Annotated in this window: 25 protein-coding genes; 7 read left to right on the top strand and 18 right to left on the bottom strand. The window is 59.7% G+C overall.

Going from position 1 to position 26,686, the window contains the following annotated elements; all coding sequences use genetic code 11:
* The first annotated feature begins 25 nt into the window (after nt 1-25).
* Nucleotides 26-1,000 (top strand): sugar-binding transcriptional regulator, encoded by a 975-nt coding sequence (locus N7578_RS07490; protein WP_311109648.1) that lies wholly within the window; start codon nt 26-28, stop codon nt 998-1,000.
* Between the two features lie 146 nt (nt 1,001-1,146).
* Here the strand turns inward: N7578_RS07490 and N7578_RS07485 are convergent, their stop codons facing one another.
* Both N7578_RS07485 and N7578_RS07480 read right to left on the bottom strand, forming a co-directional pair.
* Entirely contained in the window at nt 1,147-2,019 is an 873-nt protein-coding gene (locus N7578_RS07485) for a bifunctional helix-turn-helix domain-containing protein/methylated-DNA--[protein]-cysteine S-methyltransferase (RefSeq protein WP_311109647.1), read from the bottom strand.
* A gap of 71 nt (nt 2,020-2,090) precedes the next feature.
* Nucleotides 2,091-2,573: a DUF2244 domain-containing protein gene (locus N7578_RS07480; protein ID WP_311109646.1), complete on the bottom strand. Its 483-nt coding sequence runs from the start codon at nt 2,571-2,573 to the stop codon at nt 2,091-2,093.
* Between the two features lie 37 nt (nt 2,574-2,610).
* Between N7578_RS07480 and nth the strand changes: the two genes are divergently transcribed.
* Nucleotides 2,611-3,393: an endonuclease III gene (nth, locus tag N7578_RS07475; protein ID WP_311109645.1), complete on the top strand. Its 783-nt coding sequence runs from the start codon at nt 2,611-2,613 to the stop codon at nt 3,391-3,393.
* Here the strand turns inward: nth and N7578_RS07470 are convergent.
* A complete protein-coding gene (locus N7578_RS07470; RefSeq protein ID WP_311109644.1) occupies nt 3,355-4,092 on the bottom strand; it encodes a sulfate transporter family protein in 738 nt (245 codons plus the stop codon). The two genes, nth and N7578_RS07470, sit on opposite strands and share 39 nt — an antisense overlap.
* A 291-nt stretch (nt 4,093-4,383) precedes the next feature.
* Here N7578_RS07470 and N7578_RS07465 point away from each other — a divergent pair, with 291 nt between their 5' ends.
* A complete protein-coding gene (locus tag N7578_RS07465; protein ID WP_311109643.1) occupies nt 4,384-5,229 on the top strand; it encodes a MurR/RpiR family transcriptional regulator in 846 nt (281 codons plus the stop codon).
* A 13-nt stretch (nt 5,230-5,242) separates the two neighbouring features.
* Here N7578_RS07465 and N7578_RS07460 read toward each other — a convergent pair whose 3' ends face one another.
* The 10 genes from N7578_RS07460 to N7578_RS07415 form a co-directional block, all read right to left on the bottom strand.
* Complete coding sequence (locus tag N7578_RS07460) at nt 5,243-6,817, bottom strand: FGGY-family carbohydrate kinase (RefSeq protein WP_311109642.1); 1,575 nt, start codon at nt 6,815-6,817, stop codon at nt 5,243-5,245.
* 60 nt (nt 6,818-6,877) lie between these two features.
* A complete protein-coding gene (locus N7578_RS07455; RefSeq protein WP_311109641.1) occupies nt 6,878-7,594 on the bottom strand; it encodes an HAD family hydrolase in 717 nt (238 codons plus the stop codon).
* 5 nt (nt 7,595-7,599) lie between these two features.
* Nucleotides 7,600-9,084 carry a mannitol dehydrogenase family protein gene (locus N7578_RS07450; protein ID WP_311109640.1) on the bottom strand — a complete coding sequence of 495 codons (1,485 nt, stop codon included), beginning with the start codon at nt 9,082-9,084 and terminating at the stop codon, nt 7,600-7,602.
* Nucleotides 9,085-9,147: 63 nt separating this feature from the next.
* On the bottom strand, nt 9,148-9,924 hold the full coding sequence (locus N7578_RS07445; RefSeq protein WP_311109639.1) for an L-iditol 2-dehydrogenase: 777 nt from the start codon (nt 9,922-9,924) through the stop codon (nt 9,148-9,150).
* Entirely contained in the window at nt 9,921-10,919 is a 999-nt protein-coding gene (locus tag N7578_RS07440) for an ABC transporter ATP-binding protein (RefSeq protein ID WP_311109638.1), read from the bottom strand. The genes N7578_RS07445 and N7578_RS07440 overlap by 4 nt, the downstream gene beginning before the upstream one ends.
* Nucleotides 10,920-10,934: 15 nt before the next feature.
* Nucleotides 10,935-11,759, bottom strand: coding sequence for a carbohydrate ABC transporter permease (locus N7578_RS07435; protein WP_311109637.1), 825 nt, complete (start codon nt 11,757-11,759; stop codon nt 10,935-10,937).
* Nucleotides 11,760-11,773: 14 nt separating this feature from the next.
* Nucleotides 11,774-12,646, bottom strand: coding sequence for a sugar ABC transporter permease (locus N7578_RS07430; protein WP_311109636.1), 873 nt, complete (start codon nt 12,644-12,646; stop codon nt 11,774-11,776).
* Between the two features lie 232 nt (nt 12,647-12,878).
* Nucleotides 12,879-14,192 carry a sugar ABC transporter substrate-binding protein gene (locus N7578_RS07425; protein ID WP_311109635.1) on the bottom strand — a complete coding sequence of 438 codons (1,314 nt, stop codon included), beginning with the start codon at nt 14,190-14,192 and terminating at the stop codon, nt 12,879-12,881.
* A gap of 142 nt (nt 14,193-14,334) precedes the next feature.
* Nucleotides 14,335-15,291, bottom strand: coding sequence for a sugar-binding transcriptional regulator (locus N7578_RS07420; RefSeq protein ID WP_311109634.1), 957 nt, complete (start codon nt 15,289-15,291; stop codon nt 14,335-14,337).
* Nucleotides 15,292-15,527: 236 nt separating this feature from the next.
* A complete protein-coding gene (locus N7578_RS07415; RefSeq protein WP_311109633.1) occupies nt 15,528-15,878 on the bottom strand; it encodes an antibiotic biosynthesis monooxygenase in 351 nt (116 codons plus the stop codon).
* A gap of 123 nt (nt 15,879-16,001) precedes the next feature.
* On the opposite strand from N7578_RS07415, the gene N7578_RS07410 reads away from it, so the two are divergent.
* The gene (locus N7578_RS07410) at nt 16,002-16,898 is read left to right on the top strand and encodes a LysR family transcriptional regulator (protein WP_311109632.1); all 897 of its coding nucleotides are present in this window, start codon (nt 16,002-16,004) and stop codon (nt 16,896-16,898) included.
* 129 nt (nt 16,899-17,027) lie between these two features.
* On the opposite strand, the gene N7578_RS07405 is transcribed toward N7578_RS07410, so the two are convergent.
* Both N7578_RS07405 and N7578_RS07400 read right to left on the bottom strand, forming a co-directional pair.
* The gene (locus N7578_RS07405; RefSeq protein ID WP_311109631.1) at nt 17,028-18,878 is read right to left on the bottom strand and encodes an ABC transporter ATP-binding protein; all 1,851 of its coding nucleotides are present in this window, start codon (nt 18,876-18,878) and stop codon (nt 17,028-17,030) included.
* A gap of 47 nt (nt 18,879-18,925) precedes the next feature.
* Complete coding sequence (locus N7578_RS07400; RefSeq protein ID WP_311109630.1) at nt 18,926-20,089, bottom strand: M20 aminoacylase family protein; 1,164 nt, start codon at nt 20,087-20,089, stop codon at nt 18,926-18,928.
* Between the two features lie 308 nt (nt 20,090-20,397).
* Here N7578_RS07400 and N7578_RS07395 point away from each other — a divergent pair, with 308 nt between their 5' ends.
* The 3 genes from N7578_RS07395 (at nt 20,398) to N7578_RS07385 (ending at nt 24,106) form a co-directional block, all read left to right on the top strand.
* Complete coding sequence (locus N7578_RS07395; protein ID WP_311109629.1) at nt 20,398-22,107, top strand: peptide ABC transporter substrate-binding protein; 1,710 nt, start codon at nt 20,398-20,400, stop codon at nt 22,105-22,107.
* Between the two features lie 75 nt (nt 22,108-22,182).
* Nucleotides 22,183-23,193 (top strand): ABC transporter permease, encoded by a 1,011-nt coding sequence (locus N7578_RS07390; RefSeq protein WP_311109628.1) that lies wholly within the window; start codon nt 22,183-22,185, stop codon nt 23,191-23,193.
* Nucleotides 23,186-24,106: an ABC transporter permease gene (locus N7578_RS07385; RefSeq protein WP_311109627.1), complete on the top strand. Its 921-nt coding sequence runs from the start codon at nt 23,186-23,188 to the stop codon at nt 24,104-24,106. Before N7578_RS07390 ends, N7578_RS07385 begins: the two co-directional genes overlap by 8 nt.
* Before the next feature lie 73 nt (nt 24,107-24,179).
* Here N7578_RS07385 and N7578_RS07380 read toward each other — a convergent pair whose 3' ends face one another.
* From N7578_RS07380 to N7578_RS07370, 3 genes are all read right to left on the bottom strand, one after another.
* Nucleotides 24,180-24,530: a ribbon-helix-helix domain-containing protein gene (locus tag N7578_RS07380; RefSeq protein ID WP_311109626.1), complete on the bottom strand. Its 351-nt coding sequence runs from the start codon at nt 24,528-24,530 to the stop codon at nt 24,180-24,182.
* 70 nt (nt 24,531-24,600) lie between these two features.
* Nucleotides 24,601-25,167: a DJ-1/PfpI family protein gene (locus N7578_RS07375; protein ID WP_311109625.1), complete on the bottom strand. Its 567-nt coding sequence runs from the start codon at nt 25,165-25,167 to the stop codon at nt 24,601-24,603.
* Between the two features lie 95 nt (nt 25,168-25,262).
* Nucleotides 25,263-26,660: an amidase gene (locus N7578_RS07370; protein WP_311109624.1), complete on the bottom strand. Its 1,398-nt coding sequence runs from the start codon at nt 26,658-26,660 to the stop codon at nt 25,263-25,265.
* Nucleotides 26,661-26,686: the final 26 nt, after the last annotated feature.

The raw sequence follows: 26,686 nt of genomic DNA, 5'->3' as shown, positions 1-26,686 counted from the left end.
CCGGACCCAAACAATGGCGGAAACCGTGGCGAAACTAAGAAGAGAAACCCATACGGCCTATTCGGAAGCGGCGTCGCTGAGACTGAGAGCCGCATGGCTCTATTATAATCAGGGAATGACGCAGAAAGATGTCGCCGAGAGGCTCGGCATCAGCCGGTCGACGGTGATCCGCCTGCTGGACGAGGCAATGAAACGCTCCGAGGTACAGATCTGGATCAACGAGGGCATCGAGGATTTCGTCGGCCTCGCCAGCCGTCTAGAAGCCGCCTACGGCCTGGATGAAGCCGTCATCGTGCCCTCTTCGGGCAAGGCGACCGCCGATGGCACCGCAAAAGCCGTGGGACTCGCGCTCGGGCAGTTCCTGTCCGAAGTCGTGCCGAACGACGCCACCATCGGCGTCGGCTGGGGCCGCACCATGACCGCCTCGCTCTCGAGCTTTCGCCCTCCGCGCCGCGAAAACTGCAAGGTGGTGTCGCTGCTCGGCGGCATCGTCGCCGTGCACCAGACCAACCCGCTGGACTACACCTGGCGGCTGGCAAGCGCGCTCGGTGCGGAATGTTACATGTTTCTCGCACCACTTCTGGTCGATTCCGTTGCCACCAAGCGGGCGCTGATCGAAAAATGCGGCCTCGCGACGCTCTATGATCTGGCCGAAACGCTGGACCTCGCCATCGTATCCTGCGGCGACATCGGCCCGCACTCGACCTCGCTGTCGGAAGGCTTCATTTCGAAAGAGACCTTGCAGGAGCTGATCGACGCGGGCTGCGTCTGCGACACCATGTTCAACTTCATCGACGCCGAAGGCCGCTCCGTCGACCACCCGATCAACGAACGGGCCATGGCCATCGATCTCGATACGCTGCGCAAGGCCAAGCATATCGTGCTGGCCTCCGGCGGCGCACACCGCGCCACCGCCATCCGCGCTACGATCAAGCGCATCGGCTGCAACACGCTGATCACCGACGAGGCAGCAGCAACCGCGCTGATGGAACTGGCTTAGACGTCATCCTCGCCCTTGAGGCGAGGATCCATTTGGTTTCCGCGACGGGTAGATCCTCGGGTCAAGCCCGAGGATGACGTTGAGTGTGAGGAGCGCTGTCAGTCACTTCGAATTTGTTGGCGCAGCGCAAAAGCGAAATCACCGTATCACACCTTGCCCGTTTCCCAACCGAGCATCGCCCGTTTACGAGTCAGCCCCCAGTGATAGCCGGTCAGCGCACCGCTCTTGCCGACGGCGCGGTGGCAGGGCACCACGAAGGAAACGGGGTTGGCGCCAACGGCTGCACCAACGGCCCGCGAAGCGGTTGGCTGTCCGATATCGCAGGCGATATCGGAATAGGTGACGGCGCGGCCCATCGGGATTTTCAGCAGGCTTTGCCAGACCCGGACCTGAAAATCCGTACCGAGCAGAACGACACGCAGCGGCCTGTCGGCACTCCAGAGCGACGGTTCGAAAATACGCACCGCATAAGGCGCCGTTGCCTCGCGATCCTCGACATAATCCGCTTGCGGCCAGCGGCGCGCCATGTCCTCGAAACAGGCGCGCTCCTCTCCCAGATCGGCAAAGGCGCAACCGGCAAGGCCTCGGTCCGTGACCATGACCAGCGCCAGACCGAAGGGCGATGGATGGAAACCGTAACGGATCGTCAGCCCACTTCCCTTCGCCTTCCATTCGCCGGGCGACATGGCCTCATGCGTGACGAACAGATCATGCAGACGCCCCGGCCCCGACATGCCGACCTCGATGGAGGTTTCCAGCAACGGCAGATCCTCGTCACGCAACAGCCGTTTGGCATGATCGAGCGTCACGGCCTGCAAAAACGCCTTGGGGGAAAGCCCGGCCCAGCGGGTGAAGGTCTTCTGCAACTGTGTGGGCGACTGGCCAAGTTTTGTGGCGATCTCTTCCAGAGAAGGCTGGTCGCGATAATCGAGTGTCAGGATTTCAATCACCCGGCGCACCGTCTCGTAGTCCGAGCCGACCGGGGTGATGTCTTCTTTCAACATGATATTGGCGTTCATCGCGTTTCTCCTTGGATTTCAAGAAAACCACGCAATCGTCTGTCTCTCCACCCGTTTCTTGCGCCGTCCAGTCAAATCCGCCGCCGTACGGTCGCAAGCGCGCTGCCGAAAGCCTTCGCGAAACTTTCCCGATCGTCGGGGTTGAGGAAGGAGCCGATATCCGTTGCGCGCCCCTCGCCTGTCACGTGCATGGACAGGATGCCGATCTCCTCGTGCCTTTTCACACGGAACCGCGCCCAGAACGGGTTGAAGCGATGCTCCACCATACGCCCGGCGGGCGAGAACTTGCGGATCGACAGGCTCAAGCGGGAAACGCTGACCTCCTCCCGCGCTTTCGCGGCACGATAATTGGCGCGGAATGCCCAGTAGAGCAGCAGGAAATCCACACCGAAAAACAGCCCGACCGGCCACGCACCCGTCGCGAGAAAGAAACCGCCATAGACGAGGCAGACGAGGCCGGACACCAGCAGGAGCAGGCGGAAACCCTTGCGCCCGAGCGACCGGTACGGCACGAGTTCGGCAGAGAAAATCGGCTTGTCTTCGGGCGTATCCACGTTGCTTTCCTCAAAGCCCTGAGGCTATGAATGGATCATGACAGTTGCCAGAAAACGATCCAGCACCGAAACCCCGAAAAAGTCAAATCCGGCGTCGCGGACCCGCGTCACACGGGTCAGAACGCTCTATTCCAAGGACGAACTGACGGAGATTTTCCGCCGCTTTTCCATCCAGCGGCCGGAACCGAAAGGCGAGCTGGAGCACACCAATCCCTTCACGCTGCTGGTGGCTGTAGCGCTCTCCGCACAGGCCACCGACGTCGGCGTGAACCGCGCCACACGCGCCCTGTTCAAGATCGCCGACACCCCGGAAAAGATGCTGGAGCTTGGCGAGGAGCGGCTGATCGACCACATCAAGACCATCGGTCTTTATCGCAACAAGGCGAAGAACGTGATCGCACTCTCGCGGATGCTGATCGACAATTTTGGCGGCGAGGTTCCCAAAACTCGCGACGAACTGGTGACGTTGCCGGGTGTGGGTCGCAAGACCGCCAATGTGGTGATGTCGATGGCCTTCGGCATTCCAACGCTTGCCGTCGATACGCATGTCTTCCGCATTGCCAACCGGCTCTGTCTTGCGCCGGGGAAAACCCCGGACGAGGTGGAAGACCGGCTGGTCAGGATCATTCCCGAACAATATCTGTTCCACGCCCATCACTGGCTGATCCTGCACGGACGTTACTGTTGCAAGGCCCGCAAGCCGGAATGCGAGCGCTGCGTGATCGCTGATATCTGCAAGTCGCCGGAAAAGACCTTCGATATTCCAGCGCCCCTCGTCGAGCTACCCGCCCAGCTTTTCGGGGCCGCCAGCGGCGAATAAGGGATCGCGCCGGCTGACGGATTTATGCAGGTGCACCATCAACGAGGCGGCAAAGAGCGGCGTCAAAAGGTTGAGGAACGGCACCGCCAGGAAACCGGCAATAACCAGTCCGGCCATGAAAACGGTGGTGCGATGCTTCACCCGGAAGGCCCGCGCCTCGGCGGGCGGACGGAAGCGCATCGCGGCAAATTCGAAAAATTCCCGGCCGAGCAGGTATCCGTTCACCAGAAAGAAGGCGACGAGGTTGATGCCCGGCACCAGCAGCAGGAACAGCGCTACGATGTTGCCGACGATGATGACGCCGAAAAACTTGAGGGATGACACAAGCGCCTCACCCATCGGCAAGGCGCGGCCGGGCGGATCGCTGGGATAACTTCCCTTTTCCACCACCTCTGCCACGTCGTCGAGAAAAAGACCGGCGACGATGGCCGTGACGGGTGCAATCAAAAGCGCAAGCGCAAGCGCCAAACCGATGCCAGCCAGGATGGCGAAGATGAATGTGAGCCATCCGGCCCAGTCGGGAATGCCGGGAATCAGCGCATCCACCCAAGGTAGCGCGAAATAGATGAAAACGGATCGGATCACGAACCAGAGCGCCACCAGCACAAGCAATGTGATGCCGAGCATCTTCCAGAACACGGACCGCGTTTCTGCGGCAAAAATATTACCGAATGCCCGTCTTGCAGCATCAAATATCATTCAAAACTCCCGGCATGAGCGGCATTTGCCCGCACTTCCTGTCAGAAGCGGAGATAGTCACTCGCAGCCTGACCGACAAGAAGGTAGGCGGATGACAAGCGGTTGAAATGAAATCGAAGATGGAATTCCGCTTGAACAAAAGAAACTCCTAAAATATAATAAACAACCTATAATAAATTATATTCGGACCGCTGGAGGGAGGACCGGCAACAGCAGGCTCATCACCATGAAACGCGCTGCCCGTTTTCAAGCGGCAGGCGTGCTACCAAGAATATCGTCCATTGAACACGAATGAATGAGGCGTTGGTGGAAAAGCTGCTACTCAACCTGACACGGGCCATGAAATCCGGCACGCCGTCCGAACGCAAGATCGCCAAATACCTGATCGAGCATCTGGACGAGTTGCCGTTTGAAACGGCCGCGACACTCGCCGCCAAGCTCAACCTGAGCCCGATGACGGTCGGCCGCTTTCTGCGGTCATTGGGATACCGCCAGTTCAGCGATATCCGCGCCGATCTGCGACAGGCGGAAGAAACGCCCAGTAGCGAACCGGCGGCACTGCGTGAAACAACGCAGACGCCGACAAATCCCTTCTCGCAGCTGCTGCTGCAACAGATCCAGGCCGTACAGACCGCATTCGACATGACCTCGCAGCCCGTCTGGCGGCTGGCCATGAACGAGATCGCCTCTGCGCCGCAGGTATTCCTTGCCCCATCCTCGGAAGGCCTTGGTGCGGGCCGCTACTTCCACGGCCGCATGCTGGAATACCGCAAGAACGTCCATTACCTCAGCAGCGACAGTTCGGCCTATGTCTCGCTGTGGGATTCCGATCCGCGCAGCACGCTGCTCATCATGATGGATGGCGGCGGCAACCTCACCACCTTGCAGCGGCTTTCCGAAACTGCACGCAAGAGCGGGTATCGAACGCTGCTGATTACCACCCGCTTTTACGAGTGGGGGCCGGAACGCGCCGATATCTGCCTCGCCATGCCGCTTGTGCAAAATGGTGGCCAAGGGCTGCTGCAACTCGTCTCATTGATGGAGTTTGCGCTCTGCACGCTTGCGGCAAATGCCGATGAGGTCTGCAAGACGCGGCTGAAAAACCTGACCGGCCTGAAGCGCGCACTCAGCGCCTGACGGCGCGAGACGTTCATATCGCCTCAAGTTCCTGACGATGACGGTACATGGCCAGGAACCGGCGATAATCCCGGTCGTAGCGGGGGGCAGTTGACGGATTTGCGAAAAACTCCTCCTCGCCCTGATACATCGCAACACCGGCCGCCGCCAGATTTCGGTGCACGCCACCTGCCGCCGCCGCCGTCATCGCCGTACCGAGCAGAACCGCGTCCGCGCTTTGAGGAACCACGATTCGCTTCCCCGTCACGTCCGCATAAAGCTCCATCAGAAGCGGGTTCTTCACATGCCCACCGGTCACGTGCAGCGTTTCGACGGCGTAACCGAAGCCTTTCATCGCATCAAGAACATGGCGCGCACCGAGCGCAATCGCCACGGCCGTGCGCCAGTAGAGACGGCAGAGGTTGTCGAAGGACGTGTCCAGCGTCAGGCCGCTGATGACACCGACCGCATGCGGATCGGCCAGTGGCGAACGATTGCCGTGAAAATCAGGCAGGACATGCAGCCGGTCGGCGAAGGCATCCCCCTCCCCGGCGCGCAGCTCCATCACCCGGTTGACGATGCGGCCATGCAGTTCGGCTGTCGGCTCTCCACCCGCCGCGTGCATGCGTACGATATGGTCGAGAAGCGCGCCGGTTGCGGACTGACCGCCCTCCACCAGCCAATGCCCGGGCAGAACCGCCTGCCAGTACGGCCCCCACAGACTGTGACCCGGCATCTGCCGTTCGGACAGGGCGACAAGGCAACTGGAGGTTCCGGCAATCAGCGCCACATGCGCGCCGACATCCGACTGAAGCGAGCCGCCGAGTGCACCAAGCGCTCCGGCATAGGCATCGATCATGCCTGCCGCCACATGGCATTCACAATCGAGGCCGAGTTCCTGCGCCGCCTGCCGTGTCAACGTTCCCATGCTTCCGCCCGGCTGGACCGTGGTTTCAGGAAGGCCCGCACGCTCGACAAGATCGGAAAGGCCCGCCAGCGCCAGATAATCCGCCTGCCAGCCCGGATTTTCCTGAGCCAGAAAATTCCACTTGGCCGTCTGCGTGCAGTTGGAGCGCTCCGCCGAACCCGTGGCTTTCCATGTCAGGAAATCGGCCAGATCGAAGGCATAAGCCATACGCGACCAGCTTTGCGGCAGATGCTTCTTCAGCCACATCAGCTTCGGCATCTGCATTTCCGGCGACATGCTCTTGCCGGCGAAATCAAGAACGCGATGCCCGGATGCCGTGAGAAAATCCGCCTCGTTTATTGCGCGATGGTCAAGCCAGACGATGGTGTCGAACCGCTCTTCGCCACTCAACGAAACCGAAACCGGCTGCCCTTCCCGTCCGCGCACGACGAGCGAGCATGTGGCATCGAAGCCGATAGCAGCGATGCTCTGCGGGGAAACGGAAGCATCGGCCAGCGCCGCCTTCACCGCAACGCAGGCCGCATTCCAGATATCGGTGGAATCATGCTCGGCGTGGTTCTCACGCGGCCTGTTCATGATGATAGGGTGCGTGGCGCGGGCAAGAAGCCGGCCAGTCGGATCAAAAATGCCGGCACGCGCGCTGCCCGTACCGACATCGACAGCCACGAGGTTTTGACGCATCAAGTTTCGGCTTCCATCCCTTGCACCATGACCGGCAGACAGGAGCGGATGAGTTTAGCGTCAGAGCGCACCACGTTCCACCTGCTTGTCCGAGCCATCCCGCCCCAAATAACCGCCGACAAGTTGGACCAAATCCGGCATCGCGTCAAACACCGCATCCGCTCCCAGCCCCGCGATCTTTTCCCGGAAAGCGGGAAAACGTGCATGCGAACCACCCGTGAAGGCAAACACCGTCATGCCCGCGGCCTTCGCCGCAGCGATGCCCGCCGGGCTGTCCTCGATGACGATGCAGCGCTCAGGGGAAATCTCCATCTCGCGCGCAGCATGCAGGAAAAGATCCGGCGCGGGTTTGCCGTTCTTCACCATCGTCGCGCTGAAAATATGCGGTTCCAGCCTGTCGAGAAGTCCGGTCAGACCAAGAGAATAACGGATACGCTCCGGCTGGCTGGACGAGGCAACGCAGCGCGGCTGGCTCAGCCTGTCGAGTGTCTCGAAAATACCGGGGATGGGCTTCAGCTCCGTTCGAAAACGCTCGAACAGCGTCACCCGCATATGATCAAGGAAATCGATATCCGTCTCGACGCCGTAATCCTCGAAAAGGGTGGTCGTCATGCTGGAAACGCTGCGCCCCAGAAACCGATTATAGGCTTCTTCCTCCCCCATCTCCACGCCGAGATGGGAGAGCATGTCGAGAAGGACCGCGATGGAAACGGGCTCGCTGTCGACGAGAACGCCGTCGCAATCGAAAATCAGCAAAGGTTCGTTCCCGTCGCGCATAAGCTTCACGTCCCGGCCAGCTTGTTATCCAGATAGAGCTGCAAGGTTTTCGCCGTGCCTTCCCGCCACAGCGTTGCCAGTGCATGGGCGAAGCGTTTACGGAAAAGCTCCGATTCGGCAACATCGCCGAAGATGTCATGCAAGGCGAGAAAGGCCATCGGATCGTCCTTTGCCTTGATGGCGGCGGCCTGAAGCCGCTCGGCGCTGGCGTCGTTGAACACGATTTCTTTGCCGCTGTCCGACGTGCCGTAGAAATACCGGCACCACAGCGCCGACACCAGTGACAGGCCAACGATGTCCTTCCCCGCCGCTAGGCGATCCGCCGTGGATGGCAGGATGAACTTCGGCTGGCGGTTGGAGCCATCCTGCGCAAGGCGCGGAATGGTGTCGCCGATCTTGGGGTTGAGGAAACGGCGCTCGATCAGCGCGAAATATTCGTTGAGATCGGTATCCGGCACCGGTGGAATGATGGGAATGATCTCTTCCTTTTCAAGCTTGGCGAGAAAGGCGCGGATCAACGGATGCTCCATCGCCTCGTGCACGAAATGGATATCGAGAAGAGCTGCCGGATAGGCAATGGCGGCGTGGCCGCCGTTCAGGATGCGGATCTTCATGTGTTCGTAGGGCGCGACATCCGGCACGAACTGCACGCCTGCCTTTTCAAGCGCCGGGCGACCTGCAGGAAACTTGTCCTCCATCACCCATTGCTTGAACTCCTCGCAGAATACCGGCCAGTTGTCCTCGATGCCGAAGTCGTCACGGGCGATGTTGCGCTCTCGCTCGCCGGTTGCGGGCGTGATGCGGTCCACCATGGAATTCGGGAACGAGACGTTTTCAGCGATCCAGCTGGCGAAGGCCGGATCAGAAAGTGCGGCCAGCCCGACCACCGCGTTTTTCGTGACCTTTCCGTTGTGGGGAATGTTGTCGCAGGACATGACGGTGAATGGCTGAATGCCTTTGTCGCGACGGGCTTTCAGCCCGGCAACGATGAGGCCAAACACGGTCTTCGGGGATGACGGGCTGTTTGCATCCCCGACGATGGCCGGATGCGCTGGATTGAATGCACCGGATGCATCGATGAAATAGCCGCCTTCGGTAATGGTCATAGAGACGATGCGGATTTTCGGATCGGCCAGCGTATCGATGGCCGTCTGGGCAACGCCGACCGGAAGAATGTCGATCATCGGGCCGGTGACACGCGCACCGGTGCGGTTGTTGTCCTGCTCCACCACCGTCGTCAGGAAATCCTGGGCGGCGAGCTTCTCGCGCATCACCGTATCGGAGGGCAGAACGCCCGCGCCGATGATGGCGAAGTCATGATCCGCGCCGGTATTGAAGAGGTCATCCAGATAGACCGCCTGATGGGCGCGATGGAAATTGCCGACGCCGAAATGCACGATACCGGCGGTCAAATCGGCGCGGGAGTAAGCCGGAACAGCCGCCGTTTTTCTGGCTTCGTCGAGCGTTGCGAGTGAAAGTTTGCATGTCATGAGACGATCCTCGAAAGGGAAACGTTGTTCGTGCCGAAGCGCAGACGCCGGAGCGCCAGCGGGTCAGCTCATCCAGTTGCCGCCATCGACGTTGTAGGTCTGGGCGACGATGTAATCCGCCTCGGAAGAAGCGAGGAAAACCGCCATGCCGGTCAGGTCTTCGGCACGCCCCATGCGCCCGAATGGAACGGCCTCGCCGACCAGCTTCTTCTTTTCGCCAAGCGGCCGGTTTTCGTATTTCGCAAACAGCGCATCCACGCCGTCCCAGTGCTCGCCATCCACCACGCCGGGCGCAATTGCGTTGACGTTGATGCCATGTTTGATGAGGTCCAGACCGGCAGATTGGGTCAGGCTGATGACGGCCGCCTTGGTGGCGCAATACACCGCGACCAGCGCTTCGCCGCGACGGCCAGCCTGACTGGCCATGTTGATGATCTTGCCGCCCTTGCCACGCGCGATCATCGATTTCGCGGCCGACTGCATCATGAACAGCGTGCCTGACACGTTGATCGAAAACAGCCGCTCATAGCTGTCGCGCGAAATCTCGACGATGGGCGCAAGATCGAACAGCGCCGCGTTGTTGATGAGAATATCGAGGCCACCCTGGCGGCTTTCCACAGTGCGGATCGCGGTGTCGATGGAATGCTGCTTGGTCACGTCGAGTTCGACGGCGTAGGCGTTTTCACCGATTTCACTGGCGGTTTGCGAAGCGCGTTCGAAATTGATGTCGGCAATGGCAACGGTTGCGCCTTCGCGCACATAGGCTTCGGCAAAGGCGCGGCCGATGCCGCGGGCCGAGCCTGTGACCAGTGCCGATTTGCCGTTCAGTCTGCCTGTCATAATGCGATGCCTTTTTCATTGAAGCGATGGATTTTGGTTTCATCCGGCGTGATGAAGACGGTATCGCCATGCTTGCAGGCAAACTCGCCATCGGCGCGCGCGGTGATCGGGCCGATACCCTCAACCTCGAGATGCAGGAAAGTGTCAGAGCCGAGGTGTTCGGCAACCGTGACGGTGCCCTTCCACAACCCGCTTTCCTTGGAGAGGGTGAGATGTTCCGGGCGTACGCCAACGGTTGCGGCGCTTCTGGCCCGGGCGTAATCGCCGGTGATGAGGTTCATGCGTGGCGAGCCGATGAAGCCCGCAACGAACAGGTTTGCGGGGCTGCGGTACAGTTCCATCGGAGAGCCGACCTGCTCGATGTTGCCGCGGTTCAGAACGACGATCTTGTCGGCCATGGTCATGGCCTCGACCTGATCGTGCGTGACGTAGATCATCGTCGTTTTCAGCGTGTTGTGCAGTTCGGAGATTTCCAGCCGCATGGTGCCGCGCAACGCCGCATCGAGGTTGGAGAGCGGCTCGTCGAACAGGAACGCCGACGGTTCGCGCACGATGGCTCGGCCAATGGCGACACGCTGGCGCTGACCGCCGGAGAGCTGCGAAGGACGGCGCTCCAGATAATCGGTGAGGTTGAGAACGCGGGCCGCATCCTCCACCTTCCTGTCGATGACCGCCTTGTCGAGCTTGGCCATCTTCAGCGGGAAGGCGATGTTGTTCCTGACGCTCATGTGCGGATAAAGCGCATAGGACTGGAACACCATGGCGAGGCCGCGCTCGGCAGGCGCCTTTTCGGTGACATCCTTGCCGTCGATGACGATCTGCCCGCCCGAAACGTCTTCGAGACCGGCGATCAGACGCAGAAGCGTGGACTTGCCGCAACCGGACGGGCCGACGAACACGACGAACTCGCCATCGTTGATATCGAGATCGATGGAAGGAATGACCTTGGCTTCGCCGAAGACCTTGGAAACTTTTTTAAGCGAGATGCTGCCCATTGTTATCGTTCCTTGTTATTTCACCGCGCCAAAGGTCAGGCCGCGCACAAGTTGTTTCTGGGAAAACCAGCCGATGACGAGGATCGGCGCGATCGCCATCATCGAGGCCGCCGAAAGCTTCGCCCAGAACAGACCCTGCGGTGAGGAGAACGAGGCGATGAAGGCGGTGAGCGGCGCTGCATTGGTGGTGGTGAGCCGGATCGTCCAGAAGGATTCGTTCCAGGCGAGGATGACGTTCAAAAGCAGCGTGGAGGCTATGCCCGGAACCGCCATCGGCGTCAGGACATAGACGATCTCGTTCCACAGCGAGGCTCCATCCATACGCGCGGCTTCCAGGATTTCACCCGGAATTTCCCGGAAGTAGGTGTAGAGCATCCACACCACGATCGGCAGGTTGATGAAGGTGAGCATGATCGTCAGGCCGATGCGGGTATCGAGCATGCCGGCGTTGCGGAAGATCAGGTAGATCGGCACCAGCACGGCAACCGCCGGCATCATCTTTGTGGAGAGCATCCACATCAGGATGTCCTTGGTGCGCTTGGTTGGCGAAAAGGCCATGGCCCATGCTGCCGGAATGGCGATAATGAGCGCGATGATGGTCGAACCGAGCGACAGGACGACGGAATTCATGAACGGCTTGAAGTAATCGCGCTGCGTCTGCACCGTGATGTAGTTTTCCAGCGTTCCGGATGGAAGGAGACTGAAGCCTGCAATCGCTTCCGGCTCCGTCTTGAGGGAGGTGAGGAAGGCATAGAGGATCGGGAAGAACAGCAGGAGGGCGACGGCCCATGCAGCCAGTGAAAAACCGATCTTGGAGCGGGTCGATGCTTTGCGTGCCATGATCTTTCTCCCCCTTAGCGATCGAGGTTCTTGCCGACGGCGCGCATCAGGAAGATGGCGACGACGTTGGCGAGGATGACGGCGATGATGCCGCCTGCCGATGCACCGCCGACGTCATAACCGAGCAGCGCCGTGCGATAGATGAGGAAGGCGAGGTTGGTGGACGCGTAGCCCGGCCCGCCATTGGTGGTGACGAGGATTTCCGCGTAAACGCCGAGCAAGAAGATCGTCTGGATGAGAATGACGACCGTGATGGCGCGGGAAAGATGCGGCACCGTCAGATAGATGAAGCGGTTGAAGAAGTTGGCGCCATCCATCTCGGCCGCTTCCTTCTGCTCGCCGTCCAGCGACTGCAGCGCGGTCAAAAGGATCAGCGTGGCGAATGGCAGCCACTGCCATGCGACGATGATGATGATGGAAAACAGCGGATATTGCGCAAACCAGTCAATCGGCTGCACCCCGAAGAAGCGGGCGAGATCCGCCAGCACGCCATAGCCCGGATGCATGATCATGTTCTTCCAGACAAGAGCGGCGACCGGCGGCATGACGAAGAACGGCGAGATGACCAGAATGCGAACGATACCCTGGCCGAAGATTTCCTGATCCAGCAGAAGCGCGATCGCCGTTCCGCCGACGACGGTGATGAACAGCACGCCGACGACGATGAGCAGCGTGTTCCAGATGGACTGGAAAAAGGCCGGATCGGTATAAAAGAACTGATAGTTGAACAGCCCGGCGAAGCTGACATTGGCCGGGTTGAGAAGATTGTAGTTCTGGAACGAGAACCACAGGGTCATCGCCAGCGGCACGATCATCCATACCAGAAGCAGCAATACAGACGGCGCCAGCATCATCCGCGCCAAACCACTCGTGTTCCGCGTCGCCATGACAACCTCCCACATTCAGGTTTTGCCAGCGCCGCTTCAGGCGGCATTCTGGCCGTTTTTTCTTATTGATTGGATCGGGTGGCAGCCGGGTCTCTTTTTGTTTTTCGCATTTCCGGACGGAAAACCGGTTTCGACTTTTGCTGGAAATGCTCTGGAGACCCGGCATACCCTGACAGGTACCCCGCAGGTGTCGCTGCCCGGCAAGCCTGCCGGACAGCGATCTTCGGGAGGATTACTTGATGTAACCGGCGCGGGTCATTTCACGGGTTGCGGTGGACTGGGCACCCGCCAGTGCATCGTCAACGCTCGACTGACCGGCGACAACCGCCGAGAACAGCTGACCGACCGTGGTGCCGAGCGCCTGGAACTCAGGGATCGCTACGAACTGGCCACCGGTGTAAGGCACCGGCTTGACGGTAGGCTTGGTGATGTCGGCAGCGTCCATTGCGGCAAGCGTCGGCTTGGCGAAGGGAGCCGCCTTTTCATATTCGGCGTTCTTGTAAAGCGAGGTGCGCGTGCCGGGAGGCACGTTAGCCCAGCCTTCCTTGGAAGCGACGAGTTCGGTGTATTCCTTGCTGGTCGCCCAGGCGATGAACTTTTCAGCAGCTTCCGACTTCTTGGAGCTCTTCGGGATCGCCAGGTTCCACGACCACAGCCAGTTGCCATGGTTCTTCAGTTCGCCCTGAGTCGGGAAGATCGCATAACCAACCTTGTCAGCAACCGTAGAGTCCTTGGGGTTGGACACGAAGGATGCCGCAACGGTGGCGTCGATCCACATGCCGCACTTGCCCTGCTGGAACAGCGTGAGGTTTTCGTTGAAGCCGTTGGACGATGCACCGGACGGGCCTGCATCCTTCATCAGATCGACGTAGAACTGCAGGGCGTTCTTCCATTCCGGCTGATCGAACTGGGGCTTCCAGTTCTCATCGAACCAGCGGCCACCGAAGGAGTTGGTGAGCGCGGTGATGAACGCCATGTTCTCACCCCAGCCGGCCTTGCCGCGAAGGCACATGCCGTTAATGTCGCCGGAGCGGTCGGTGATCTTGCGGGCCGCATCGCCGATGAACTCCCAGGTCGGGTTTTCAGGCATCTTCAGACCGGCTTTTTCAAACAGATCCTTGCGGTACATGATCATTGCGGATTCGCCGTAGAAAGGCGCTGCGTAAAGCTTGCCTTCGGCGGAAAGACCGCCACGGATGGCAGGCAGAAGATCGTCCACGTCGTATGTGTCGCCAAGTTTCTCGAGCGGCAGAAGCCAGCCCTGCTTGGCCCAGATCGGCACTTCGTAGTTGCCGATGGTCATGATGTCGTATTGGCCGCCATTGGTTGCGATGTCGGTCGTGACGCGTTCACGCAACACGTTTTCTTCAAGCGTGACCCACTCAACCTGAATGTCGGGGTTCTTGGTGGTGAAGTCGGAGGTCAGCCCCTGCATGCGGATCATGTCGCCGTTGTTCACGGTGGCGATCGTGAGCGTTTCTGCAGAAGCGAGGGTGGAAAAGGCGAGAACCGAGCAGGCGCCCAGCAAAATGGTCTTCAACGTCATATCTTCCTCCCAGAAGAATTATTGAGCATTCGCTTTGCTCTAGGGCATTTACTCACCTCAAAACAACAAAAGTCAAGCCACGTCCTGTGCTGCGCCGCACATGGAAAAACTAGACATTTGATTTTATTGATATAATTTTTGCTCAATTAGTGAGCAAATATTCACTCGTCACTTCATCGGTGATGATGCCGTTCAATAGCTCGCCTCGCAGCGCGGCCAGAATCGAGGCCTGCTTCCGAGGTCCCTGAGCCAGGCCGATAACGGTGCAGGTCTGCCGCGAGGGGATGGGAACGGAGGCCACCCGCTCATTGACGGAATGCTCCAGCACCCGGCCGTTCGCATCGTACATCCAGCCGCAGATCTCTCCGACGGCGCCGCTTGCCATCAGCGCCTTCATCTCGTCCACACCGAGAAAGCCGTCGACGCAGAGCGGCGCGTTTTCACCCAGTTCGCCGACACCGACGAAAGTGACATTCGCCGCAGCCCCCAGCGCAAGGGTGGAGCGCACCATGGACTGATCGTGCAGCAATTCGCGCTCTTCGGCCGAAGAACAAAGGACCGGCAGCGGCATGGGGAAATGCCGTGCCTTGATGGCGTCTGCCATGGAGAAGATGACGTTGTAATAGGCCGCCGATCCGTCCGGCCCGATATTACCGGTGAGCGACACGATGCGGTGCTGCGGGCATTCCATCGGCGGCAGCTGATCCACCGCCGCCTTGAGCGTGCGCCCCGTGCCAACGGCCAGCACGATGGGATCGGAGCTTTTCAGCCAGCGCTCGATTTCGGCAGCACCCGCCTCGGCGATACCGACAGTCGAGGACACACCCGCCGGGTCGCTCGGAACCACCTCGGCATGCTTCAGACCGAAACGCTCTTTCAGCTTTTCCGATTTTTCGAGACAGGCGGCGATGGGGTGATCGAGCCGTACCTTGATAAGCCGCTCCGCCACCGCAAGCGATACGAGGCGTTGCGCCGACTGGCGGGAAATGCCCATGGCAGCGGCAATCTCATCCTGTGTGCGACCGGCGACGTAATAAAGCCACCCTGCCCGCGCCGCATCATCCAGCCGCCCGTGTGCCGCCTCGCTTCGTTTGGCCATCTCGCTGCCCTTGTCCGTATGTCCTCGACATGTGCTGACATTATTTGAGGCCGCGTGTCAAACGCGTGAGGGCCCGCGGGAATGTCCGGTGGGGCAAAATCTGGAGAGTAAGACACCGCCACGTCGCCTGTTTTCTCTCCTGTGCGGCAGCATTGAGAGGGATGGTCGCCATCGGCGAAGCGATGGCGACACGGTGACGAGTTTACCGCTCGTGGGGGATGAACAGCTTATCGCGTTCAAACTGCCAGTTTGGGCAGAACCAGATCACCAACGTTATAGGCATGGAATTCGCTGGTTGAGACCGTATCAAGCCTGCGGAATTTCTCGACAAAAACCGGATCGGAGAAGAATTCGTCGACGTTACCTGCATCCTGGATTGCTTCAATGTTGACCACGGTCAGTCCATCCGTGCTCTTGGCCAGATTGCTCCAGAGAAATCCAGCCTTTCTTTCTGCCACATAGTGAACCACATCCTGAATGATCTCAAACGCCTCATCCTGCTTGCCCGGATGGGCGTGAATAACGTTGACGATAAACGTTGTCGGCTTCGGTGCGACGGAGAACCCGGCGGTGAACTTCGTATCCATATGCTTTCCTTTCATGAAAATCGGCACTGGTTGCCGCGCCACACTGGATATCGATGACACGATAGGCGATAAATGGTCGCGTATTCCGATGAGAGCGGAATAATATTCCTGAATAGGACCGATATGGATAAGCTTGGCACGTTGGGTATCTTCGTTCAAACGGCCGAGGGTGGCAGCTTTGTCGCCGCCGCTCAACGACTGGGCCTCTCAAGCTCGGCCGTCGGCAAGGCAATAGCGCGTCTTGAGCAGGAGATGGGTGTGCGTCTTTTCCATCGTTCGACGCGCAGCATGACACTGACCGAGGAAGGAAGCTTCTTTCTCGACACCTGCCGTCGCATCCTGTCCGAACTGGATACGGCGCAGGCGCAGCTTTCAAGATCTCACAGCAAGCCCAGCGGCCTTTTGCGCGTGAGTTTTCCGTTGACAGGAATGCTGCTGATGCCGGCGATATCGGCTTTCATGAAAGCTTATCCCGAAATCAGGCTCGACCTTGACTTTACCGACCGCCTCGTTGACGTGATCGAAGAAGGTTTCGATGCCGTTGTCCGGACAGGCGAGGTGCGTGATACCCGGTTGATGAGCCGAAAGCTTGGCGCCTTCACGCACCGCATAGTCGCTTCGCCCGCCTATCTCGAAGAAGAAGGCATGCCGCAAATCCCTGAAGACCTGCTGCGTCATCGTTGCTTGCACCACCGATACGCCAACTCGGGCAAACTGGAGCCGTGGCCATTATCTCGAGACGGCAAAGACCTGCGCATCGCGCTGCCGGCGACCACGATAGCCAGCACACTTGAGCCGCTCATCCATCTTGCCGAGAATGGTTTTGGCGTGACGTGCCTGCCGCATTTCGCCGTGGCTCAGCAGATAGGTGAAGGCAGGCTGGTCACGATACTCGAAGACTTCACGGCAGAAGCAGGCGTCTTCCGGGTGCTTTGGCCAACAAGCCGTTATCTTTCGCCAAAAATCCGCGTGTTCGTGGATTTCATGGCCGACAATCTGTTCGCGGTGGAGAATCCCTAGGATCGTCTTGATGGCGAGAAGACTGGCTTGAGCTCCCGCGACCCCGGACTTCATCTCGTCAGGCTTCGGATCAGGTCCGACGATGACATCGAGAGTGAGGCGCGGCGCCCCACTCTCGGTCCACTCAAATCACGCTGCTTCCTGCACCAGATGGCCGGGGGAAACCTCGCGATATTGGCGCTGCGGCGCGATGTAGTCCACGGGTCGGATCGGGCTTTTGATCTCGTCCGTGGCCATGTTGCGCTTCATCTGACGCCGCGACGGGTCCGGCACCGGGACAGCCGACATCAGTTTCTTCGTATAGGGATGCTGCGGATTGTCAAAGACGGCGGCGCGTGGGCCAATCTCGACGATTTCACCCAGATACATCACGGCGACGCGGTGGCTGACGCGCTCGACCACCGCCATGTCGTGCGAAATGAACAGGAAAGCCAGATTGAGGCTCTGCTGCAAATCGAGCAACAGGTTGCAGACCTGCGCCTTGATCGAAACGTCCAGCGCCGACACCGCCTCATCCGCAACAATGACCTTCGGGTCGAGCATCAACGAGCGGGCAATCGCCACACGCTGGCGCTGACCGCCGGAAAATTCGTGCGGGAAACGCTTCATCATATCGGCGCTGAGGCCGACCTTGCCCATGAGATCGGCGGCCTTTTCTCGCGCCTCACCCTTCGATCCAAGCCGATGTTCGATAAACGGTTCCATGATCGCGGCCCCCACGCTCATGCGCGGGTCAAGGCTGGCGAAGGGATCCTGAAAGATCATCTGCACGCTGCGGCGCATGGTGCGCAATGTCGTCTTATCGAGTTTCATGACATCGTAGCCGTCCAGCGTCACATTGCCGGAGGTCGGCTCGATCAAACGCGTGATCGAACGGCCCGTCGTGGATTTGCCGCAGCCCGATTCGCCCACCAGAGACAGCGTTTCGCCCTCCGCCAGATCGAAGGAGACTTTCTCGACAGCATGCACCGCGCCCGATTTGCGTCCGAGCAGGCCGGAGCGGATATCGAAACGGGTCGTCAGATCCTTCACCGCCAAAATCGGCGTGCGAGCCTTCGATACCGTATCCTTGACCTCGACAATCGGCTGACTCTCGCCGGTCTTGATGTCGATGATGGGGAAACGCGCGGGAAGCACGCGCTCCTTCATAGAGCCGAGCTTGGGCACGGCAGACAAAAGCGCACGGGTATAAGGGTGGTTGCCGCGATGGAAGATGTCGTCCGTCGCGCCGGTTTCCACCACATCGCCACGGAACATGACAATGGTCCGATCCGCCACTTCCGCCACCACGCCCATGTCATGCGTGATGAACAGAACGGACATGCCTTCTTCTTCCTGAAGGGTCTTGATGAGGTCGAGAATCTGGCCCTGAATGGTAACATCCAGCGCCGTGGTCGGCTCGTCGGCGATCAAGAGCTTCGGCTTTGAGGCGAGCGCCATGGCGATCATCACGCGCTGGCGCATACCGCCGGAAAACTGATGCGGATATTCGTCGAACCGGTTCTTCGCATTGGGAATGCGCACTTTTTCCAGGAGGCGGATCACCTCCGCCTTTGCGGCAGAGGCGGAAATATCCTGATGCACCGTCAGAGCCTCGGCAATCTGTTTGCCGATCGGGAAGATCGGGTTGAGGCTCGTCATCGGCTCCTGGAAGATCATCGAAATGTCCTTGCCGCGGACCTGGCGCATCTCCTCTTCCGGCAAGGCCAGGAGATCGCGTCCGCCCAGCATGACCTTGCCCTCGATGCGGCTCGATTTCTTGTCGAGCAGGCGCATGATAGACAGCGACGTCACCGATTTTCCCGAACCCGATTCACCGACGATGGCCACCGTCTCCCGGGGCGCGATCTCGAAGCTCATGTTACGCACCACCGGTTTCCATGCGCCATCGACGCGAAAAGAGGTGGTCATATTCTGGACGGACAGCACCGGTGTTACCGAGCCGCCGGTGTGTTCCATGGACGTTGCCGCCAAAAGCATGCCGATCTCCTGAAAAGCAGAAGGCGGCCACGGGGCCGCCATTGAACTTACGCAGCAAGCGCGGTTTCGGCCATCGAAACCCAGTAGCTGATGCCGTAAGGCAGTGCGTCGTCGTTGAAGTCGTAAGCGGCGTTGTGCAGGCCCGCCGTATCGCCGTTGCCGATGAAGATGAACGCGCCGGGGCGCGCTTCCAGCATGTAGGAAAAATCTTCAGCGCCCATATGCGGATTGGGATTGGTGTTGACCGCATTCGTGCCGGCCACGCCCATGGCGACGCCCGTTGCGAACTCCGTCTCGTCGGCGTGGTTGAAAGTGACCGGATAACCGCGGTCATACCTCACCTCCACCGTAGCCCCATGTGCCAGGCCCGTAGCGGTCGCCACTTCCTTCAGGCGCTTTTCAGCAAAATCGCGCGTTTCCGGCAGAAGCGTACGCACCGTGCCCGTCAGCGTCACAGCGCCGGGAATGACGTTGGATGCCGTACCGCCATGGGTGGTCGCCACGGTCACGACCAGCGACTTCAGCGGATCCGTCTCGCGGGAAACGATGGATTGCAGCGCGATGATGATGTGAGCGGACGTCAACACCGGGTCGATGGACAGGTGCGGCGCTGCGGCATGGCTGCCGCGCCCGGTAATGGTGATCTCGAAGCTATCCGCCGCCGCCATGGTCGAACCCTTGCGGATGGCGAAATTGCCCACCGGAATGCCCGGCTCGTTGTGCATGCCGTAAACCTGGCTGATGCCGAATTTTTCCATCATGCCGTCATTGAGCATGGCAAGCGCGCCAGCACCGCCCTCTTCCGCAGGCTGGAAGATCACCGCGACGGAACCCTTGAAATTGCGGGTTTCGGCAAGGTATTGCGCAGCACCGAGCAGCATCGCGGTATGACCGTCATGGCCACAGGAATGCGCCTTGCCCGGCGTCTTCGACGCCCATGGCTTGCCACTGGTTTCCAGAATCGGCAGCGCATCCATGTCGGAGCGGAAACCGATGGTCGGGCCATCGCCGTGCCGCCCCTTGATGATACCCACGACACCGGCCTTGCCGATGCCGGTTTCCACGATGTCGCACCCGAAGGATTGCAGTTTTTCCGCCACGAATTTCGAGGTTTCGAACACGTCGTAAAGCAGTTCCGGAGTCTGATGCAGGTGGCGCCTCCAGCCGGCAACTTCTTCCTGCATTTCGGCCACTCGGTTCAATATCGGCATTCCCGTTTTTCCTTTTTTTGTTCCCCGCCGGGTTGTTGGTTGGCATATTGCGATGGGAAATTTCCGTTTTGCAAGTGTGAATTTTGCTGCATGCGCGAAAAATAGGCCCGAAACACGATGGCACAATTTTTGTTCATCTCTGAAACTTTGGGGGTTGCATTTCAAAAAATCCAACAATAGCATCAGGGAGAATGCACGGAATATTTCCGAGTAAAGTCAAATACTTAAATAAACAGGCTTTGCATGTGACGCTTGAGGAAAGGCGTCCAGACATTCAAACGGATAAAATCAAAAAAGGGGAAAATACAATGAACAAGCGTAGCGTTCTCTTTGCCAGCACGGTTGCGGCTTTGGCCTTGGCAGGCTCCGCCGCCCACGCCGAGCGCGGCAGTGACGGCGAGCTGAAAATCCTGTTCTGGCAGGCCGTATCGACGCTCAATCCCTATCTTTCGGGTGGCACGAAAGAGGTCTACAGCTCCTCCATGGTCATCGAGCCGCTGGCGCGTTACGACGAAAAAGGTGAGCTTGTTCCGATGCTTGTGACCGAAATCCCAACAGTCGACAACGGCGGCGTCGCCAAAGACCTGCTCAGCATGACCTGGAAGCTGAAAAAGGACGTGAAGTGGTCCGACGGCACCCCGTTCACGGCAGACGACGTGATCTTCACCTGGAAATACTGCACCGCACCCGATGGCGGTTGTGCACAGGCTGCCCAGTATGAGGGCGTCAAATCCGTTGAGGCTCTCGATCCGTACACCGTGAAGATCTCCTTCACCGAGCCGAAGCCATACCCCTATTCCGCCTTCGTCGGCGCACAGTCTCCGGTCATCCAGAAGAAGCAGTTCGAAAACTGCGTCGGCGCGGCCGCTCCGGGCTGCACCTCCGCCAACTTCGGCCCGATCGGCACCGGCCCATTCGTCGTCAAGGATTTCAAGCCGAACGACGTCATCAGCTACGTTGCCAACCCCAATTACCGCGACCCGAGCAAGCCTGCCTTCGCGACTGCAACGCTGAAGGGCGGCGGTGACGCGGCCTCCGCGGCGCGCGCCGTTCTGGAAACTGGCGAATACGATTATGCCTGGAACATGCAGGTTGAGCCGGAAATTCTGGCGACCATGGTTGCCGCAGGCAAGGGCAAGCTGGAAACCGCCTTCGGCACGCAGGTCGAACGTATCAACCTCAACTGGTACAACGCCGATCCGTCGCTTGGTGACAAGCGCTCCACCAAGGAGGCAGGCCCGCATCCGGCCCTCTCCGATCCGGCCGTTCGCCGGGCGCTGTCGCTCGCCATCGACCGCGAAATCATCGACGAAGCCGGTTACGGCGAAGGCGGTCAGCCGACCTGCAACATCGTTCCTGCTCCAGCAGCGATCGCATCGACCAAAAACGACAGCTGGTGCCTGAAGCAGGATCTCGAAGGTGCGAACAAGCTGCTGGACGACGCAGGCTGGGTAAAGGGTTCCGACGGCATCCGCGCCAAGAACGGCGTGAAGCTTTCCTTCCTCTACCAGACCTCCACCAACTCCGTGCGTCAGGCAACGCAGGAACTTGTCAAGGACATGTGGTCGCAGATCGGCGTCGGTGCTGAACTGCGCAACGTCTCTGCCTCCGTCTTCTTCGGTGGCGACCCGGCAAGCCCGGACACTTTCCAGAAATTCTATGCCGACGTTGAAATGTACACCAATAACTTCGACGGCACGGATGGGGAAAAATATCTGGCGGAATGGCTGTGCGACAAGATTCCGCGTCCGGAAACCGGCTGGCAGGGCCAGAACATTCCGCGTTACTGCAACCCGGAATATGACAAGCTGGTGGGTGAACTCTCCAAGACCGCCGATCTGGCAAAACGCGCCGAACTGACGAAGCAGGCCAACGACATGCTGACGGAAGAAGGCGCGCACATTCCTCTGATCCACCGAGGCAGCGTTTCGTCGCATTCGCTGACGCTCGAGGGCGTTCGCATGAACGCCTGGGATTCGGAACTCTGGAACGTCGCTGACTGGTCCCGCAAGAAGTAAGATGCAGGACGCGCCGGTTTCCCTTGAGGGAACCGGCGCTTTGCCATCCCGCTCTGACGGTCTGGAGACTTTCCCATGTTTACCTTTACGCTCCGACGGCTTGCTTTTGCCGTGCCGACGCTGCTTGTCATCAGCTTCGTCATTTTCGCGTTGCTAGATCTCGCGCCCAACGATCCGACCGGCGACCTGCCGCTCACCATTCCGCCGGAAGTTCGCGAACAGATCCGCGCTTCCCTCGGCCTCGATCAGCCCTTCCTGATCCGTTACCTGTTGTGGCTGCAGCAGTTTTTCATCAACGAACCGCTGAACCTTTTCGAAAAGCTGACCGGCTGGCAGATCGGTGATGGCGAACGCACCCGCGTCCTGTCATGGGCGACCCGCAGCCCGGTTGTCGATCTCGTCATCCAGCGCATGCCGCAGACGCTCTGGGTCGTCGGCCTTGCCTATCTGTTCGGCGCGTTGCTGGCGATCCCGATCGGGGTGATCTCGGCCTACAAGCAATATTCGATCTTCGACCAGATCGGCACCTTCGTCTCGATGGTCGGGTATTCGGTTCCCACCTTCTTCACCGGCGTTTTGCTGGTGGTGATTTTCAGCTCCAACCTGCAATGGTTCCCCTCCGTCTACGACACCAATCTCAGGGTCACGGACTGGGCGAGCTTCGTGGCGCAGGTGAAGCAGATGTTCCTGCCGGTCATGGTGCTGACACTCTATAACGTCTCGCAGATCAGCCGCTTCGTGCGCGCCTCCATGCTGGACAACCTGCATCAGGACTATGTGCGCACCGCCCGCGCCAAGGGCGTCAAGGAAAAGGCCGTCCTGCTGGTGCACGTGCTGCGCAACAGTCTCATTCCTGTGGTGACGGTCATCGCGCTCGGCGTTCCGACGATCTTTTCCGGCGCGATCATCACCGAGCAGATTTTCCGCGTGAACGGGCTCGGGCAGCTGCTGATTACCGCCGTGCAGGGCGCAGATATTCCGCTGGTGCAGACCCTGACCTTCATCTTTGCCGTGCTGATCGTTCTCTTCAATGTGATCGCCGACGTTCTCTACGGCATTCTTGACCCGAGGATCCGCTATGACTGACGCCACCGTTGCAGCGCCAGCCGTTGCCCCCACCCCTACCCAGTCCGCACTGGCCGACATCTGGAAGCAGTTCCGCGCCCATAAGGGCGGCGTGGTCGGGCTGATCGTCTTCGTGTTCATCCTGCTTGCCGTTTATGTCGGGCCTTACATCCACACGGTCGCCCCCAACGCCCTCAACGTGAAGGACCGCAACCAGTGGCCCTCGCTGGCGCATCCGTTCGGCACGGATAACCTAGGCAAGGACATGCTGGCGCAGGTTCTGGCGGGCGGGCGCATCTCGCTTGCCGTCGGCATCACCGCCATGCTGCTGGCGCTGGTTCTGGGAACGCTCGTCGGCGTTCTCTCCGGGTACTTCCGCCGGCTGGACGGGCCGCTGATGCGGTTGACGGACCTGTTCCTCGCACTGCCGCTTCTGCCGCTGCTGCTCGTGATCATCATGCTGTTTCGCGATACGCTGCGCGCCGCCTTCGGACCGGAAAGCGGCATCTTCATCCTGATCGTCTTCGTGATCGGCATAACCAGCTGGATGCACACCGCCCGCATCGTGCGCGGCGATGTACTGACGATCAAGAACCAGGAATTCATCATGGCGGCGAAATCGAGCGGAATGCGCGAATACCGCATCATCCTCAAGCACATCCTGCCCAACGTCCTGAGTTCCATCATGGTTTCAGCGACGCTCGGCATCGCCTCGGCTATCATCACGGAATCGGCGCTCTCCTTCCTCGGCCTCGGATTCCCGTCCGACTTCCCGACATGGGGACGCCTGTTGTTCGATGGCGCGAACTTCCTGCAACTCACGCCTTCACGCGTCCTGTGGCCGGGGCTGGCGATCTCTCTCACCGTTCTCAGCGTCAATTATATCGGCGATGCAGTGCGCGATGCACTCGACCCGCGTGCGCTGAAGAATTGAAGAAACGCGCAGAACCTCTCCTGCGTCATCCTCGGGCTTGACCCGAGGATGACGTAGAGTATGAGGCTGCGGATTAGTGGTAGTTCACCTTTTCCGCATCGAGAATGCTGTCGGCATCCAGTGCGGCAATCGGAATATCGCTCCGAACAGGGATATCTCCGGAAAGTTGCAAGGCCATATAACGCCCGCAGCACACCCGCAGGAACGAGGTGAAATTACCAAGGTCGTGACCGGCATCGATCGACTCGTTGTAGAGTTTTGCGATGAGCTGCACGCTGTTCATACCATCGCGACGGGCGATTTCGTCCAGCGTCGTCCAGAAGAAGTTTTCGAGCCTGACGCTCGTCACCATGCCGTCGATCCTGAGAGATCGGGTATGGCTTTCCCAAAGCGTCGGGTCTGCCTTGATGAACAGCTTGCACATGGTTTCCTCCCTCACCATGATCAGAAGATAGACGGGAAACGGGGCCGGAAAAAGCCCCGCCCCTTTCACCTTATTTATCGAGAACGGCCATGAACTGGCTGAGCCAGGCTGGATGAGCGGGCCAGGCGGGCGCCGTCACCAGCTTGCCATCTGTAACGGCCGCATCGATGGCGATATCGGCATAGATGCCACCCGCCAGTTCCACCTCCGGGCGGCAGGCCGGATAGGCCGAACATGTCCGGCCTTTCAGGACATCGGCGGCGGCTAGCAATTGCGCACCGTGGCAGACGGCGGCGACCGGCTTGTCGGCATCGAAGAAGTGTTTCACCGCTGCCAGCACATCAGCATTGAGGCGCAGATATTCCGGCGCACGACCGCCCGGAATGACCAGCGCATCGTAATCCACAGCCTTGATATCGGCAAAGGTGGCGTTGAGCGCGAAGTTATGGCCCCGCTTTTCCGAATAGGTCTGGTCGCCCTCGAAATCATGAATGGCGGTGGCAATCGTCTGGCCCGCCTTCTTGCCGGGGCAGACGGCATGGACCGTGTGGCCCACCGCCAGAAGCGTCTGGAAAGGCACCATGGTTTCGTAATCCTCGGCGAAATCGCCGGTGATCATCAGTATCTTTTTCGGCATGACTGTTCCTCCCGTATCGAATACCGAAAGCAGGCTAACAGGAGGAACACGGATGCGGGTATTATGGCGTTACTACACGCGCGATAAAGGAGAGATCAGCGGACCTTTGGCGGCTGCGGCCAGTTTTTCACGCCGCCGGTCCAGTCCTCGAACGCCTTGGAAATCTTGAGTACAAAGAGGTCTGCGTAACGGGGGCCAACGATCTGCAGGCCGATAGGCATGCCGGATTTCGAGAACCCGCAATTGATCGAGGATGCCGGCTGCTCCGACATGTTCCACGGCACGGTGAAAGCAATATGTTCGAACGGCCGCTGCGGATCGTTGGTGGGCGAAGCCCAGTCCGCCGGATAGGAGACGATGGGGTTGGTCGGCGAAATCACCGCATCGACCGTCTGCATCAACCGTCCGCAGCTTTTGCGCATTTCCATCGTTTGATTGAAACCAAAGGCGGCGCGGGCGCCGGTGACCTCCGCTCCCTTGACCGCCCATTCGTAGATATAGGGCAGGATCGAAGCGCGGCGTTCCTCGCTCAGAAGCGAAATATCACCCCAGAATTTCGCCCGCCAGAAATCATCCAGACCGTCCAGCATGTCACGGGTCAAGACCGGCTCCACCGGAACGACGATTGCGCCGGCCTCCGCGAACAGTTTCGCGGCCGACAGTACCGCCTCACGCACCTCGTCATCGACCGTCAGTCCGCAACCGGCATCCAGCATCAGGCCGATCTTCAGCCCCTTCACATCGATATCGAGGTCCATCCAGTTGATATCATTGGGCGGCAAGGATGTGCCGTCGCGCCAGTCGGGCCGTGACAGCGTGGCCATGGCATAGGCGCTGTCCACCACCGTGCGGGTCATGGGTCCAGCGCAACGGCCGGTGTAGTAGGGATCGACCGGAATGCGGCCCTGACTGGGCTTGAAGCCGAAAAGACCGGTCCAACCGGCCGGAAGCCGCACCGAACCGCCGATATCCGTGCCGATATGCAGCGTGCCGTAGCTGGCAGCACCGGCGGATGCAGCACCGGCGCTGGAACCGCCGGGGTTCTGCGTCGGATCCCAGGGATTGCGGCTGAGCTTGTGGAAGCTCGAAAGGCCGGACGACAACATGCCGTAATCCGGGCAGGTCGTCTTTGCGTAAATGATCGCCCCGTCCTCACGGCAACGGGCGGCCACCGGCGCATCCTCGGCAGCGGGAACCAGTTCCACGGCCTTGGTGCCAAGCGGGATCGGCTGGCCCTTGGTGGCGATCAGTTCCTTCAGCGATACCGGAATGCCATCGAGCGCGCCAAGCGTTTCGCCCTTTTGCCAGCGCTCTGTCGACGTCTGCGCTTGTGCCCGGGCATCTTCCGGGTCATAGGCATAGAGCGCATTGACGGCCGGTTCGAACGCTTCGATACGCTTTTCCACCGACTGCCAATATTCAGACGGCGACAGCTTTTTCTCGTCGTAGAGCGACAGAATTTCGAGCGTGTTGAGCTGATGGAGATCGGTCATGGGATTCGTCTCGTCAAAAACAAACA

It is taken from the genome of Agrobacterium tumefaciens (assembly GCF_031801495.1).
Taxonomy (GTDB): domain Bacteria; phylum Pseudomonadota; class Alphaproteobacteria; order Rhizobiales; family Rhizobiaceae; genus Agrobacterium; species Agrobacterium tumefaciens_K.
The sequence above is the reverse complement of the archived record's forward strand: the minus strand, read 5'-3'. Positions and strand labels throughout refer to the sequence as shown.